Here is a 13881-nt window from a genome sequence, read left to right as displayed (position 1 = left end):
CTCTAAGCAGTGCCTTCCATCAGGTGAAGTTGATTTTAATGATCGATCTGATAAGATATTCTGATGATCCAGATGACACTCAGACAGCTTCGCTATTTCGATGCGCTGGCACGTCACGGCCATTTCGGACGCGCAGCGGAGGCATGTTCGATCTCGCAGCCGGCGCTGTCGATGCAAATCAAGGAAATGGAAGAGGTCCTGGGCGGCGTGCTGCTGGAACGAAGCGCGCGACAGGTGACGCTGACGAAGTTCGGCGAAGAGATCGTCCAGCGTGTCCGCGACATCCTGCGCTCGGTCGACGAACTCGGAGATTTTGCCCGTGCCTCGCGTGACCGGCTCGCAGGGCGCTTACGCATCGGCATGATTCCTACGATTGCGCCCTATCTTTTGCCGAAGGTAATCGAGAATCTCGCGCGCCTGCATCCGGAGCTCGACATTCACGTGCGTGAGACGCTAACGCCGAAGCTGATCAAGGAAGTTGTCGAGGGCCGGCTCGATACCGCGATCGTTGCGCTGCCGGTGTCGGAGCCTTCACTGACCGAGGTCGCGTGCTTTTCTGAGAATTTCCTGCTGGTGCGGCCGGGCGAGGATGAAGGAACGCCGGTACCGAGCCACGACACGCTGCGCGAAATGCGGCTCTTGCTGCTCGAGGAGGGCCATTGCTTCCGCGATCAGGCGCTGTCGTTCTGCAACATGCAGTCCTCGCCGCCGCGGGAAGTTCTGGACGCGAGCTCGCTGTCGACGCTCGTGCAAATGGTCGGCGCCGGTATCGGCGTCACCCTGATCCCGGAAATGGCGGTTGCGGTGGAAACCCGCTCGGCGCCGGTCTCCGTTGCCCGCTTCAGGAATCCGCAGCCGTCGCGAACCATCGGCATGGTCTGGCGCAAGACAAGCCCGCTCGCCGGACAGCTCCAGCAAATCTCCGAAGTGGTTTGCCTCGCAGCCGACGCATTGCGCGAACAGCGCAAGACGGGATCGTCATCACGGAAATCACGGACCTGACGCATCAGGCGCCTCGGGAGATATCACCGTGTCACAAATCATCATCCGCCTCGCCCGACCAGACGAGTATGACCGTATCGCCCGGGTCTGGATGGACAGTTGGGTCTCGACCGGATTGGAAGATGCCAGCGACGCCCTGCTGGCAAAGTTGCGCGCGCGTGTCCCGATGGAGGTGGAGAAGGGCTGGAGCCTTTACGTCGCCGACGACAACGGGAAATTGGCGGCGATGCTCGCGTTGCATCTTTCAGATCGCTATCTCGACCAGTTGTTCGTCGCGCCGGAATATCAGGGCAACAGCGTCGGACGCCAACTACTCGCCTTTTCGCGCAAACATCTGCCGGACGAAATCTGGCTGCGCTGCGTGCGCGAGAACGAAAAGGCCTGGCGCTGGTACGAGCGCGAGGGCTTTGTGTTCGAGAAGGAAGAGGTCGAACCGGCGATCAGCCGCTTCATGAAATATTATCGCTGGCGAAAATCGGCGTGAAGGCCATCGCTCGGCTTGCGAACGGAGCCCGCATCCTCTAGTTTATTTGCTCACTGTCATCAACTCTCGTTCTTCAGGCCATGTTCCGTAGCTTCGCTGCCGCCATCCTCGTGTCATGCTTCGCGGTAGACGGGTGGGCCCAGTCCCCTTCAGCAACCAGTGCCCCGGCGGCATCGACACCCGCAAGAGCCGCCGCAAAGAAGGCGGCGCCCAAGGCCAAGGCGGCCGCGAAGCAACCACTTGCTGCGGAAACGGGTCCCTGCCGACTTGGCGTCATTTCGGCGCTCGGGGACCGCTTTGCCGTACAAAGATTTGGCCTCACGATATTTGAGACCGAGGAGAGCGCGGTCACGGTCGAGGGGTGGGGACTCGATGATCTCGTAGTCGCGCGGGTACGCGCGGCAACCGGCACTGATCCAGCCGTGCGGAGGATCACCTATCCGAAGGGCGCGTTTGAGCCCTTCTATAATCCGACGTCACGATTCTTACCCGATCCCCGCGAGGGCCTGCCGGCGATCGTCAGAAGCATCACGCCGGCTGCGAACTGCGAGCGCTACCTTGTTGTAACCCGATTCAAGGGGCAGGTGCCGGGCACCAATCTGATGCTTGACGGCATCGGCGCATATAGTCGCGGACTAGGATCGGTCGTCAGGCACTCGCACCTGTTCGCCAATGTTGGCGTGACTCTGCTCGACGGCGGCAACTACGAGACTATTGGTCGTCCGTTCGCTGGCTTAGGCACGCGACTGGCCGAAGGCTTGCGACTGACCGAGGATCCGCTCACCAAACTCGACAACTCGCTGTTTCCCGAGCCGGCGACAGCCGTTCCGGGTAATGCGATGCTTCGCGAAAGAACCCGTGCGCTGGTTGCGGCAAGGCTCGATCAGACGCTGCCCGACTATCTCAAGAACGATTGAGCACTCCTGCATGGCGGGGCCCCGGTGGTTAGAGTCTCTGGAAACTGCCAACCGATCTGCTGCGCGAAATGAAGTTGACCAACATATCGTTGGAGCACGGCTCGTTGGTTCCAGGCATAGTGCGTTGCCAATTCGCGGCAGACGCGCAATGAACAAGCGCTGTTCGTCCACGCCGAAGAAAGGCTCGTCCCATGATCCAACTCTACTGGTCGCCGCGCTCCCGCTCCTTCTCCGCGATCTGGCTGCTGGAAGAAGCCGGGCTGCCTTATGAACGCGTGCTCACCGACATCACTACGGGCGCGCAGAAGGCGCCGGAATATCTAGCGATCAATCCGATGGGCAAGGTGCCGGGATTGAAGGACGGCGACGCCGCGCTCGGGGAGGCGGCAGCGATCTGCGCCTACATCGCCGACCGCTATCCCGAAACCAACCTTGCGCCGGCCGCCACCGATCCGCTGCGCGCAAGATATCTGCAGTGGCTGTTCTTCTCGCCGAGCTGCATCGAACCGGCGCTGATCCAGCTCTTCACGAAGCTGGAGGTGCCGTCGAGCACAGCGTCATGGGGCAGCGCGACCCAAACGTTCGACGTGCTCGATGCCGCCCTGCAGAAGGGCCCCTGGATTCTCGGCGAGAAGTTTTCGGCCGCCGACATCATGCTCGGCTCGGGGCTGAATTTTGCGGTGCGGATGTTCAAGATGGTGCCGCCACGGCCGTCATTCGACGCTTATATCGACCGCTGCGCGGCGCGTCCGGCCTTTCAGCGCGCGGAGAAGATCGCGGCGGGGTGAACCTCGCCGTCATCACCGCCTTGTGCGCAATTGCGCACTGGGGCGGGTGATCCAGTATCCCAGAGACGTTGGTGATTGAAACGAGAGGCCGCGGCGTACTGGATGCCCCGCATACGCGGGGCATGACGAGAAATGGGCTATTCGGCCGTTCCCTTCAGCTCTTCGGGCCGCGGCATCGAGATCACGTTGTAGCCGGAATCGACGTAGTGGATTTCCCCGGTGACACCGCCTGACAGGTCGGACAACAGATAGAGCGCGGAGCCGCCGAGTTCTTCCAGCGTCACGCCGCGACCGAGCGGCGAGTGTTTCTGCTGGAAGGCGAACATCGCGCGCGCATCGCCGATGCCGGAGCCCGCCAGCGTGCGCACTGGGCCGGCCGAGATCGAATTGATGCGGATCTTGCGCGGGCCGAAGTCGGCGGCGAGATAGCGTACTGACGCTTCCAGCGCCGCTTTCGCCACACCCATCACGTTGTAATTCGGCATCACGCGCACCGACCCTCCGAAGGTCAGCGTGATCATCGAGCCACCGGTCTCGGGCATCAGCTCGGCGGCGCGCTTGGCGATTTCGGTGAACGAAAAGCAGGAGATCAGCATGGTGCGCGAAAAGTTCTCGCGCGTGGTATCGGCATAGCGCCCCTTCAACTCATTCTTGTCGGAGAACGCAATCGCGTGGACGACGAAGTCGAGCCCGCCCCATTTGGCCTTCAGCGCCGCGAAAACCGAATCGACGCTGGCAAGGTCTTCGACGTCGCACGACAGCACCGTATCGACGCCGAGCGATTGCGCCAGCGGCTTGACGCGCTTGCCGAGCGCCTCGCCCTGATAGGTGAAGGCGAGTTCGGCGCCCTGCGCGTGAAGCGTCTTGGCGATGCCCCAGGCGATCGAATGATCATTGGCGACGCCCATGATCAGCCCGCGCTTGCCTTTCATCAGGTCTTGCATCGTACGCTCGCTCCCATTGTCTTCGACGTCATCACCCGCGAATGCGGGTGATCCAGTATTCCAGAGGGGTCAGTGATTTAGCCGAGAGGCCGCGGCGCACTGGATGCCCCGACGGAGCCTGTCATCGGGCTCGCCGAAGGCGAGACCCGGTGGCGGGGCATGACGAGTACATCACGCATCCAACCGCTTGAACACCAGCGTGGCGTTGGTGCCGCCGAAGCCGAAGGAGTTCGACAGCACGGTGCCGAGCTTGGCGTTGTCGATGCGCTTGCGCACGATCGGCATGTCGGCAAACACCGGATCGAGTTCGGTGATATGGGCGCTCTCGCAGACGAAGCCGTTGTTCAGCATCAGAAGCGAGTAGATCGCCTCCTGCACGCCGGTAGCGCCGAGCGAATGGCCGGTCAACGCCTTGGTCGCCGAGATCGGCGGGCACTTGTCGCCGGTGCCGAACACCTTTCGGATCGCCTCGATCTCCGGCGGATCGCCGGCCGGCGTCGAGGTGGCGTGCGGATTGATGTAGTCGATCGGCGTCTTCACCGTCGAAATCGCCATGCGCATGCAGCGCTCGGCGCCTTCGCCCGACGGCGCCACCATGTCGTAACCGTCCGACGTCGCGCCATAGCCGACCAGTTCGCCGTAAATGCGCGCGCCGCGCGCCTTGGCACGTTCGAGCTCTTCCAGCACCACCACGCCGGCGCCACCGGCAATGACAAAACCATCGCGGCTGATGTCGTAGGGACGCGAGGCCGTCGCCGGCGTGTCGTTGTATTTGGACGACATTGCGCCCATGGCGTCGAACAGCACCGACAGGGTCCAGTCGAGCTCCTCGCAACCGCCGGCGAAGATCACGTCCTGCTTGCCGATCTGGATCGTCTCGTAGGCGTTGCCGATGCAATGGTTCGAGGTCGCGCAGGCCGACGAGATCGAATAGTTCACGCCCTTGATCTTGAACCAGGTCGCCAATGTCGCCGAGGCCGTTGATGACATGCCCTTCGGCACCGCGAACGGGCCGATCCGCTTCGGACCCTTGGTGCGCGCGATGTCGGCCGCTTCCACCAGCGTCCGCGTCGACGGTCCGCCCGACCCCATGATGATGCCGGTGCGCTCATTGGAGACTTCGTTGGGTTCAAGGCCGGAATCGCGGATCGCCTGCTCCATCGCGACGTGATTCCAAGCCGCTCCTTCGGCAAGGAATCGCATGGCGCGACGATCGATGACGTCAGCGGGATTGAGCGTTGGCGCGCCGTGCACCTGCGAGCGAAAACCGAGCTCGGCGTGCTTTTCCGCACGCGTGATGCCGGATTTTGCCTCGCGAAGGCTCGCAAGCACTTCCTGGGTGTTGTTTCCGATGGATGAGACGATACCCATCCCCGTGATGACAACCCGCCTCATGATCGCCTCGCCTCGCCGTTTACGTGTTCTGTGAAGGTTTGCTGCTGCGTGACCGTGTTGCTCAGCCGCCCGGCGCGGAGCCCTGCTTGAACAGCCCGACCTTCAGATCCTTGGCGCGATAGATAATCTCGCCATCCATGGAAAGCCAGCCGTCGCCGACGCCGAGCACCAGCTTTGAACGCATCACGCGTTTCATGTCGATGTTGTACACAACCTTGCGGGCGTTCGGCAGCACCTGGCCGGAGAACTTCAATTCCCCAAGCCCCAGCGCCCGGCCGCGTCCCTCGCCGCCGATCCACCCGAGGTAAAATCCGACCATCTGCCACATCGCGTCCAGGCCAAGGCAGCCCGGCATGACCGGGTCATTCTTGAAGTGGCAGCCGAAAAACCACAGGTCCGGCTTCACATCGAGTTCGGCGCGGATCAGACCCTTGCCGAACTCGCCGCCCTTGTCGGTGATCTCGGTGATGCGGTCGAACATCAGCATCGGCGGCAGCGGTAGCTGCGCATTTCCGGGGCCGAACATCTCGCCGCGGCCGCAGGCAAGCAAATCCTCGTATTCATAACCGCTGCGCCGATCCAGCATCGTATTCAGCCTCACCTTAAGATGTCCCGATGGAGCGCTTTTGAGCGAACCGGACCCGTTTCCCCACGGGAGAACGTTTGGCTCCCGCAATTTGGCGCTACTTAGGGTGCTATCGGCACTAGTCTCTGCCGAAATCGCATATGTGGTCCGCGCGCTCTGTAACATAGGCATTACGGCCCGGCAAAGCACTGGAACGGGCTAAAACGCCCCATAGTCTCGCTGGTTCCTCTTAACCTTGGGCCGGTTCTAGTTGCGAAAAACTTGCATCTACCTGATTTCCTTTTATATTGGGCAAGAATATTGCTCAAGTTAGCGCGTGTGGTACCGAAGTGGACAGAAACGACCAGACCTCGCCCCTGAACGACGACGGTATCGATCCGGCTGCCCGCGCCTCCGGACACCAGCCGGCGTTGACCGGCTGTCCATGGCACGACGTCAACGAAATGCTGCAGGCCGCGGGTCTTCGGCCCACCCGCCAGCGCATGGCGCTGGGCTGGCTGCTGTTCGGCAAGGGTGCCCGCCATCTGACCGCGGAAATGCTCTACGAAGAAGCTACGCTCGCCAAGGTTCCGGTGTCACTGGCCACGGTCTACAACACGCTTAATCAGCTCACCGACGCCGGCCTGTTGCGCCAGGTCTCGGTCGACGGCACCAAGACCTATTTCGACACCAACGTCACCGCGCATCACCACTTCTATCTCGAGAACAATCACGAACTGGTCGACATTCCCGATCCGCACCTGGTGTTGTCGAAGATGCCCGACGTGCCCGAGGGCTACGAGATCGCACGCGTCGACATGGTCGTGCGACTGCGCAAGAAGCGCTAGCTGTCGTCCCTGCGAACGCAGGACCCATAACCACAAATCTATGTTGTGAGGAAAGGCGTCTACCCGCGCGCCCTATTGAGAAGCCGCGGCGTATGGGTCACTGCGTTCGCAGGGACGACCAATATCCTCAATCCACCCTCTCGTCTGCATACACGCCCCATAGGCGCTGCTGCTCGATCCAGCCGTCAAAGCCGTTGCCGACGACGCGGCACCAGCCATTGGCGCATTTCTTGACTTGCGCGACGACGCCGGCTTGCAGGCGGGCCGCAACCGCGCTGGTCGGATCGGGACTATCGTACAGCGACGCCAACTCGTCCTTGCTCTTCATGGTTACGACCGCAGTGCGGCGGCCGGACAGCAGCGAATGATAGACCCAGCCCTCGGCGCCTTCGGAATCGCGCACGCGCCGCCAGTTCTCGAACTCGGCGGTGATTTCGACCGGCAGGCCCGAGCGGGTATAGACCCAGGCGACGTCGTTGTCCTTGGTCGGACCGGCCCGCACATTCACATGATCGGATTTGAGGCTGACATATCGTGGCACCGGCAGGCCGCTCGTGGTGGTGGCCGAATCCTTGGCCGAAAACCCTGTGCTGACGGAAGCGACAAGCCAGCACGCCGCCAGCACCGCTACCGAACAGAAACGCCCCAACGCCATCAACCCGTCTCCTGCCGAGCCACGCCCAACTCGAATTCTCCGAGTTGAAACCGCCCGCTAACGCCCGAAACCCCAGACCCCGTGCCCCGCTTTGGCCGCACCCGGCTTGCGACGGCCGAGGGTTCTTGTCTTGGCCCGGTCTTCTGATAGAGAGGACGGAACGCCTAGAACCAGAACGCCTGGATTTTCCGCCGAAAATCCGAGGCAAGTATTGGGGAACCCAAGGGACTTAACCTCAGCAAACAGCCGGATACCGAGACCGCGTGGCCATCGCAGTGTCGAACAACCGGGTTAATGAGGTCTGAACGGCGCGCGGCTGCGCACCTCCCTCATGAGAGCAGGACATGTCGATCAAGAAAAAACCTCTCGTCGTCGTCACTCGCAAATTGCCGGACTCGATCGAGACCCGGATGCGGGAGCTGTTCGACGCGACGTTGAATCTCGACGACACGCCGATGACGCCGCAGCAGATTGCCGAAGCCAGCCGCTCGGCTGACGTGTTGGTGCCGACCGTCACCGACACGATCAGCGAGGAGATGCTCAAGCACCCTGACTGCAAGCTGCGCATGATCGCCAATTTCGGCAACGGCGTCGACAATATCGACGTCGCGGCGGCACACGCGCGCGGCATCACCGTGACCAACACGCCGAAGGTTTTGACCGAAGATACCGCCGACATGACCATGGCGCTGATTCTCGCGGTGCCGCGGCGGCTGATCGAAGGCGCAACGATCCTCCCCGACGGCAAGAACTGGCCGGGCTGGTCGCCGACCTGGATGCTCGGCCACCGCATCGGCGGCAAGCGCCTCGGCATCATCGGCATGGGCCGCATCGGCCAGGCGGTGGCTCGCCGCGCGCGCGCCTTCGGCCTGCAGATTCACTATCACAACCGCCGCCCGGTAGCGCCTGTTATTGCCGAGGAGCTCGGCGCGACCTATTGGGAAAGCCTCGACCAGATGCTGGCGCGGATGGACATCATCTCGGTGAACTGTCCGCACACGCCGGCAACCTATCACCTGTTGTCGGCCCGGCGGCTCAAGCTGATCCGCAAAGACGCCTACATCGTCAACACCGCGCGCGGCGGCGTGATCGACGAGGACACGCTGATCAAGCTGCTCGAAGCCGGTGACGTCGGCGGCGCCGGCCTCGACGTCTACGAGCACGAGCCCGCGGTCAATCCGAAACTGGTTCGGCTGGCGAAAGCCGGCAAGGTGACGCTGTTGCCGCATATGGGCTCGGCCACCATCGAAGGCCGCGTCGAGATGGGCGAGAAGGTGATCATCAACATCCGGACCTTCCTCGACAACCACAAGCCGCCAGATCGCGTGCTGCCCAGCATGCTGTGAGCGGGAGGCTTCAACGAAGTCGTCCCTGCGAAAGCAGGGACCCATAACCACAGGCCTTTGTGGTTACGACACGCTAGGGCCTAAGGTCTTCCTGACAAGCAACATCGGTGGTTATGGGTCCCGGCTCGCGCTTCGCTTGGCCGGGACGACGATAGATTTTTCGCTCTTCCGCTTCTCCCGCTTCCGCCAATCCGCAATAAACGCCACGAACGCGGCAAGCGCCGGCGGCGGCTGGCGACGGCTCGGATAATACAAAAACGGTCCCGGAAACGGCGGGCACCAGTCGTCGAGCACGCTGACCAGCGCGCCCGACTTGATGCCGTACCGAACATAACCTTCGAACGTCAACCAGAAGCCCACCCCGTCATGGACGGCGCGCAACGCCAGCCCCAGATGGGTCGCGACCAGCTTGGCCGGCGGTGAAACCTTCACGACACGGCCCGCTTTCTCAAACTCCCAATCCAGCATCGCGCCGCTGCCGAAGCGGGTGCGGATACAGGCATGGTCGAGCAGATCCTTCGGCACTTCCGGTCGACCATGCTGAGCAACATATTCCTTCGACGCCACCACTGCGTAACGCTGTGGCGCCCCGAGCGAGACCGCGATCATGTCCTGCGCCAGATGTTCGCCATAGCGCACGCCGGCGTCGAACCCGCCGGCGACGATATCGACAAACGAACTCTCGCCGACGATCTCCAGCTCGATCTTGGGATGCTTCTCGAGAAACGGCGCGACCATCGGCGCCATCACCAGGTCGATTGCCGGTGGCGGAGCGTTGATGCGCAAACGCCCCGACGGCACGGCCCGCAGGCCGCGCACCTGATCGAGCGCCGCGCCGACATCCGAGAGCGCCGGGCCGACGCGCCCCAGCAACAACTCGCCGGCTTCGGTGAGGGCTACGCTGCGCGTGGTACGATTCATCAGGCGCACACCGAGCAGCTCTTCCATGTCGCGCAGCCGCTGGCTGATGCTTGAGACGGAGACGCCCTGCTCGATCGCGGCACGGCGGAAATTCCGGGTGCGCGCCACGGCAACAAAAACGTCGAGGTCGCGGAGGTCGAGATCTTTCATTGTTCGACATAGTGAACAAGCTGTTTGGAATTGTCCATCTTACCGGCTCAGTCGAAAAGGTCCATATCCGCCTCGTCATCACGGCGCAGATCCGGCGCCGACTACGAGGAGAACCGCCATGGAACGACGCAAACTCGCCTCTACCGGCCCAACCGTTTCTGCCATCGGCCTCGGTTGCATGGGCATGTCAGACTTCTACGGCCCGGCCGACCGCAGCGAGAGCATCGCCACCATCCACGCCGCGCTCGATGCCGGCATCACCCTGCTCGACACCGGCGATTTCTACGGCATGGGTCACAATGAAATGCTGATCGGCGAAGCGCTCGCTGCGCGCGGCCGCGACAATATCCAGATCAGCGTCAAGTTTGGCGCGCTGCGCGACCCCGCAAAGAACTGGTCCGGCTATGACAGCCGTCCGGCGGCGATCAAGAATTTCCTCGCTTATTCGCTGCAGCGGCTCCGCGTCGAGACCATCGACATCTATCGGCCGGCGCGGCTCGATCCGGCCGTGCCGATCGAGGAGACGGTCGGTGCGATGGCCGACATGGTGAAGGCCGGCTGGATCAGGCATATCGGCCTGTCGGAAGTCGGCGCGGAGACCATTCGACGCGCCCATGCGGTGCACCCGATCACCGACCTGCAGATCGAATACTCGCTGATCTCGCGCGGCATCGAGGATGACATCCTGCCGACCTGCCGCGAACTCGGCATCGGCATCACGGCCTATGGCGTGCTGTCGCGCGGGCTGATCAGCGGACACTGGACGGCCGATCGCGGGACCAAGGATTTTCGTGCCATGAGCCCGCGTTTCCAGGGAGGCAATCTCGACGCCAATCTGGCGCTGGTGGATTCATTGCGTGCGATTGCAAGCGAGCTCGGCGCCTCCCCCGCACAGGTCGCGATTGCATGGGTCGCGGCGCAGGGCAACGACATCGTGCCGCTGGTCGGCGCCCGCCGCCGTGACCGTCTCGCTGAGGCGCTCGGCGCGCTCGATGTAAAACTGACGCGGGCTCACTTGTCCGCGCTGGCCGAGGCGTTTCCGCCCGGCGTGGCGGCCGGGGCGCGCTATCCGGAGTCGCAGCTTGCGCATATGGACAGCGAGAAGCGGTGAATACTACGCCGCGTGCCCGCTCAAATCAGTGATCGTAGGCGCATCGCCGTTGAGCGGGTTTTGCGGATCGCGTGCGTAGCGCAATGTTTCAAACCGCATCGCGCGTGCATCGACCATCACCAGTCGGCCGACCAGGCTCTCGCCGAAGCCGACGATCTCGCGGATCGCTTCCAGCGCCATCATCGAGCCGAGCATGCCCGCCAGCGCGCCCATGACGCCGGCCTCGGCGCAGGCCGGTATGGTGCCGGGCGGCGGCGGTTCGGGAAACAGGCAGCGATAGGTCGGATTGAAGTGGCCGCCGGTGTCTCGTTCATGCGCCCGGATCGTGGTCAGCGATCCGTCGAACATCCCGAGCGCCGCCGTGATCAGCGGCTTGCCGGCAAAGAAGCAGGCATCGGAAACCAGATAGCGGGTCTCGAAATTGTCGGAGCCGTCGAGCACGAGATCGTAGTCGTCGATCAGCGACATCACGTTCCCCGCATCGAGACGCACGCCATGCGCCTCGAAACGAACGTGGGGATTGAGCGCGTGAACGGTCTCCGCGGCGCTGTCGACCTTGGGCCGCCCGATGTCCGGCGTGGCGTGGATGATCTGCCGCTGCAGATTGGACAGCGAGACCACGTCGTCATCGACAGCGCCGAGCCTGCCGACACCGGCCGCCGCCAGATACATCAGGACGGGCGCGCCAAGTCCGCCGGCGCCGATCACCAGCACGGATGCCGCTTTCAGGGCGGCCTGCCCGGGACCGCCGACTTCGCGCAGCACGATATGGCGGGCGTAGCGTTCAAGTTCGTCGGCGCTCAGCATGGTCGTGTGCTGTCCTTCCTTCGCTGGCAAACCCTCATGGTGAGGAGCGCGGAACGCGCGTCCACCGGACGATGCTTCGCATCGCCGGGATACCATGAGGCCCGGCCGGTGGCCTCATCCTTCGAGACGCGCTTCGCGGCTCCTCAGGATGAGGCGATAATCCCCCTGAACCGGGGCGCGGTTGTTGCCGACTAAGCAGATGTGCTTAATTGGCCAAGCGTCAATGATCGCACTCTCGTTATTCTGCCGGGATTTGTCATGAGATTGGTGCTTTCAGCAACATTGATGATCGCAGCCTCGGCTTTTGTGATCTCCGGGGCCGCCGCGCAGGCGCAAATGACGCCCCCTTCCACGGCGGGCGCCAAGCCGAAGCAAGTCACGACGGTGCCGATCCGTCCCGCGCTACAGAAGCCGGAGGACACGGCGAAGGCCTTAAGCCAGGCCGAGCGGCTGGCGCTGCAGTCGGACCTCGCCTGGGTAGGGCAATATAACGGCGCCATCACCGGCGACGTCAGCGAGCGCATGGTCAATGCGATCAAGGAATTCCAGAAGTCGCGCGGGGCTAAATCAACCGGCGTGCTCAATCCGCAGGAGCGCGGCCTCCTCGCCGATACTGCCAGAAAAAAGCAGGAAAGCGTCGGTTGGAAAATCGTCATCGATCCCGGCACCAGCGCGCGGCTCGGCATTCCCACCAAGCTGGTGCCGCAGCAGGCCAGCGACGCCAACGGCACCAAATGGACGTCACCAACCGGCACGATCCAGATCCAGCTTTCGCGGCGCAAGGAAGCCAATCCGACCACGGCAAAACTCGCCGAGCGCGAGAAGAAAGAGCCGGGCCGCACCATCGATTACACCGTGGTCAAGCCGGATTTCTTCGTCCTGTCCGGCCTGCAGGGCCTGAAGAAGTTTTATATGCGCGGCACCTTCAAAGGCGACGAGGTCCGCATCCTCACCATCATGTACGACCAGGCAACCGAAAACACCGTCGAGCCCGTGGTGATCGCGATGTCGAGCGCGTTCAATGCATTTCCGGCGGCCGTGCAGACGGCGGGGCCTCCCCCGCGCAAGAGCGTGGAGTACGGCACCGGTGTCGTCGTCGGCGACGATGGCGCGATTCTGGCCGACCGCCAGATCACCGACGGCTGCCTCACGGTCGCGATCGCAGGGTTCGGCAATGCCGACCGTGTCGCCGAGAACAAGGAGCACGATCTGGCGCTCTTGCGCATCTATGGCGCGCGCGGGCTGAAGGCGCTCAATCTCGCCAATGCCGCCACCAAACCGGCGCTCGACCTCACCGGCATTGCCGATCCGCAGAACCAGGGCGGCGGCGTGGCGGTGACCAGCACCAAGGCCACGGTGGCCCAGCTAGGCGGCAGCAGCGACATCGCGCTGACGCCCGCGCCGGCGCTTGGCTTCTCCGGCGCGCCCGCGCAGGACGGCGACGGCAAATTCGCCGGCATCGCGCTGTTGAAGCCGGTTCAAGTGGCGGGACCTACCAATGGCGTGCCGGCAGCGCAAGCGATGCTGGTGACCGCCGAAACGGTACGCGACTTCCTCAAGGCCAACGGCATCAACGCGGCTGACGGATCGACGGACGCCAAGGCGTCGGTGGTCCGCGTGATCTGCGTCAGGAAGTAGGAGTTCGTGTCCCGGACGCGGTGCAGCGCGTCAGCGGTGCACCGCAGAGCCGGGACCTATACCGCCGGGTGTGCCGTCCGCACGCCAGCAGGCCGCATGACGTCGGCGAGTGGCATGGTGGCGGCCATCGGCCAGCCGTATATGGGCCATGCCGTCGATGATCGGGCGCCGATGCGCCGCACGGCAGTATTTGCCCGGATGACCACACTTCCATAATCGGGCATCATTGCAAGCTGACTGATTCGGACTACCGCGATCCCCTGACCTTTGGATCGGGCTGGGCACGTCTGAACGAGCGCGTAACTCGGCG

Annotated in this window: 14 protein-coding genes; 8 read left to right on the top strand and 6 right to left on the bottom strand. The window is 63.1% G+C overall.

Going from position 1 to position 13881, the window contains the following annotated elements:
• Positions 1 to 63: 63 nt before the first annotated feature.
• From V1273_RS01405 to V1273_RS01390, 4 genes are all read left to right on the top strand, one after another.
• Entirely contained in the window at positions 64 to 1002 is a 939-nt protein-coding gene (locus V1273_RS01405; protein WP_334365909.1) for a LysR substrate-binding domain-containing protein, read from the top strand.
• 28 nt (positions 1003 to 1030) lie between these two features.
• A complete protein-coding gene (locus tag V1273_RS01400; RefSeq protein WP_334408484.1) occupies positions 1031 to 1486 on the top strand; it encodes a GNAT family N-acetyltransferase in 456 nt (151 codons plus the stop codon).
• A gap of 80 nt (positions 1487 to 1566) precedes the next feature.
• Complete coding sequence (locus V1273_RS01395; protein ID WP_334408482.1) at positions 1567 to 2403, top strand: hypothetical protein; 837 nt, start codon at positions 1567 to 1569, stop codon at positions 2401 to 2403.
• A gap of 191 nt (positions 2404 to 2594) precedes the next feature.
• The gene (locus tag V1273_RS01390) at positions 2595 to 3191 is read left to right on the top strand and encodes a glutathione S-transferase family protein (RefSeq protein ID WP_334365906.1); all 597 of its coding nucleotides are present in this window, start codon (positions 2595 to 2597) and stop codon (positions 3189 to 3191) included.
• A gap of 137 nt (positions 3192 to 3328) precedes the next feature.
• On the opposite strand, the gene fabI is transcribed toward V1273_RS01390, so the two are convergent.
• The 3 genes from fabI to fabA form a co-directional block, all read right to left on the bottom strand.
• Positions 3329 to 4135, bottom strand: a complete 807-nt coding sequence (gene fabI / locus V1273_RS01385) for an enoyl-ACP reductase FabI (protein ID WP_334365905.1) — start codon at positions 4133 to 4135, stop codon at positions 3329 to 3331.
• Between the two features lie 171 nt (positions 4136 to 4306).
• Positions 4307 to 5530 (bottom strand): beta-ketoacyl-ACP synthase I, encoded by a 1224-nt coding sequence (gene fabB, locus V1273_RS01380; RefSeq protein WP_334365904.1) that lies wholly within the window; start codon positions 5528 to 5530, stop codon positions 4307 to 4309.
• A 61-nt stretch (positions 5531 to 5591) separates the two neighbouring features.
• Complete coding sequence (fabA, locus tag V1273_RS01375; RefSeq protein ID WP_057844746.1) at positions 5592 to 6116, bottom strand: 3-hydroxyacyl-[acyl-carrier-protein] dehydratase FabA; 525 nt, start codon at positions 6114 to 6116, stop codon at positions 5592 to 5594.
• Positions 6117 to 6472: 356 nt separating this feature from the next.
• Here fabA and irrA point away from each other — a divergent pair, with 356 nt between their 5' ends.
• The gene (gene irrA, locus V1273_RS01370; RefSeq protein WP_334369096.1) at positions 6473 to 6943 is read left to right on the top strand and encodes an iron response transcriptional regulator IrrA; all 471 of its coding nucleotides are present in this window, start codon (positions 6473 to 6475) and stop codon (positions 6941 to 6943) included.
• A 127-nt stretch (positions 6944 to 7070) separates the two neighbouring features.
• Here irrA and V1273_RS01365 read toward each other — a convergent pair whose 3' ends face one another.
• The gene (locus V1273_RS01365) at positions 7071 to 7598 is read right to left on the bottom strand and encodes an SH3 domain-containing protein (RefSeq protein ID WP_334365903.1); all 528 of its coding nucleotides are present in this window, start codon (positions 7596 to 7598) and stop codon (positions 7071 to 7073) included.
• A 344-nt stretch (positions 7599 to 7942) separates the two neighbouring features.
• Here V1273_RS01365 and V1273_RS01360 point away from each other — a divergent pair, with 344 nt between their 5' ends.
• A complete protein-coding gene (locus tag V1273_RS01360) occupies positions 7943 to 8944 on the top strand; it encodes a 2-hydroxyacid dehydrogenase (RefSeq protein ID WP_334365902.1) in 1002 nt (333 codons plus the stop codon).
• 111 nt (positions 8945 to 9055) lie between these two features.
• On the opposite strand, the gene V1273_RS01355 is transcribed toward V1273_RS01360, so the two are convergent.
• Positions 9056 to 10015, bottom strand: coding sequence for a LysR family transcriptional regulator (locus V1273_RS01355; RefSeq protein ID WP_334408481.1), 960 nt, complete (start codon positions 10013 to 10015; stop codon positions 9056 to 9058).
• 118 nt (positions 10016 to 10133) lie between these two features.
• On the opposite strand from V1273_RS01355, the gene V1273_RS01350 reads away from it, so the two are divergent.
• On the top strand, positions 10134 to 11126 hold the full coding sequence (locus tag V1273_RS01350; RefSeq protein ID WP_334408480.1) for an aldo/keto reductase: 993 nt from the start codon (positions 10134 to 10136) through the stop codon (positions 11124 to 11126).
• 3 nt (positions 11127 to 11129) lie between these two features.
• On the opposite strand, the gene V1273_RS01345 is transcribed toward V1273_RS01350, so the two are convergent.
• A complete protein-coding gene (locus V1273_RS01345) occupies positions 11130 to 11933 on the bottom strand; it encodes a HesA/MoeB/ThiF family protein (protein WP_334379603.1) in 804 nt (267 codons plus the stop codon).
• A 258-nt stretch (positions 11934 to 12191) separates the two neighbouring features.
• Between V1273_RS01345 and V1273_RS01340 the strand changes: the two genes are divergently transcribed.
• The gene (locus V1273_RS01340) at positions 12192 to 13571 is read left to right on the top strand and encodes a serine protease (protein ID WP_334408479.1); all 1380 of its coding nucleotides are present in this window, start codon (positions 12192 to 12194) and stop codon (positions 13569 to 13571) included.
• Positions 13572 to 13881: the final 310 nt, after the last annotated feature.

This window comes from Bradyrhizobium sp. AZCC 1721 (assembly GCF_036924715.1).
GTDB lineage: Bacteria > Pseudomonadota > Alphaproteobacteria > Rhizobiales > Xanthobacteraceae > Bradyrhizobium.
Note: the sequence above shows the minus strand (reverse complement) of the source record. Positions and strands in the feature narration are given on the sequence as shown.

What these genes read in the sequence shown, in the direction of transcription:
- V1273_RS01340 (WP_334408479.1), top strand. Translation starts at nt 12,192, where the DNA reads ATGAGATTGGTGCTTTCAGCAACATTGATGATCGCAGCCTCGGCTTTT.
- V1273_RS01395 (WP_334408482.1), top strand. Translation starts at nt 1,567, where the DNA reads ATGTTCCGTAGCTTCGCTGCCGCCATCCTCGTGTCATGCTTCGCGGTA.
- V1273_RS01350 (WP_334408480.1), top strand. Translation starts at nt 10,134, where the DNA reads ATGGAACGACGCAAACTCGCCTCTACCGGCCCAACCGTTTCTGCCATC.
- V1273_RS01355 (WP_334408481.1), bottom strand. Translation starts at nt 10,015, where the DNA reads ATGAAAGATCTCGACCTCCGCGACCTCGACGTTTTTGTTGCCGTGGCG.
- V1273_RS01365 (WP_334365903.1), bottom strand. Translation starts at nt 7,598, where the DNA reads ATGGCGTTGGGGCGTTTCTGTTCGGTAGCGGTGCTGGCGGCGTGCTGG.
- V1273_RS01390 (WP_334365906.1), top strand. Translation starts at nt 2,595, where the DNA reads ATGATCCAACTCTACTGGTCGCCGCGCTCCCGCTCCTTCTCCGCGATC.
- V1273_RS01345 (WP_334379603.1), bottom strand. Translation starts at nt 11,933, where the DNA reads ATGCTGAGCGCCGACGAACTTGAACGCTACGCCCGCCATATCGTGCTG.
- V1273_RS01405 (WP_334365909.1), top strand. Translation starts at nt 64, where the DNA reads ATGATCCAGATGACACTCAGACAGCTTCGCTATTTCGATGCGCTGGCA.
- fabI (WP_334365905.1), bottom strand. Translation starts at nt 4,135, where the DNA reads ATGCAAGACCTGATGAAAGGCAAGCGCGGGCTGATCATGGGCGTCGCC.
- fabB (WP_334365904.1), bottom strand. Translation starts at nt 5,530, where the DNA reads ATGAGGCGGGTTGTCATCACGGGGATGGGTATCGTCTCATCCATCGGA.
- fabA (WP_057844746.1), bottom strand. Translation starts at nt 6,116, where the DNA reads ATGCTGGATCGGCGCAGCGGTTATGAATACGAGGATTTGCTTGCCTGC.
- V1273_RS01360 (WP_334365902.1), top strand. Translation starts at nt 7,943, where the DNA reads ATGTCGATCAAGAAAAAACCTCTCGTCGTCGTCACTCGCAAATTGCCG.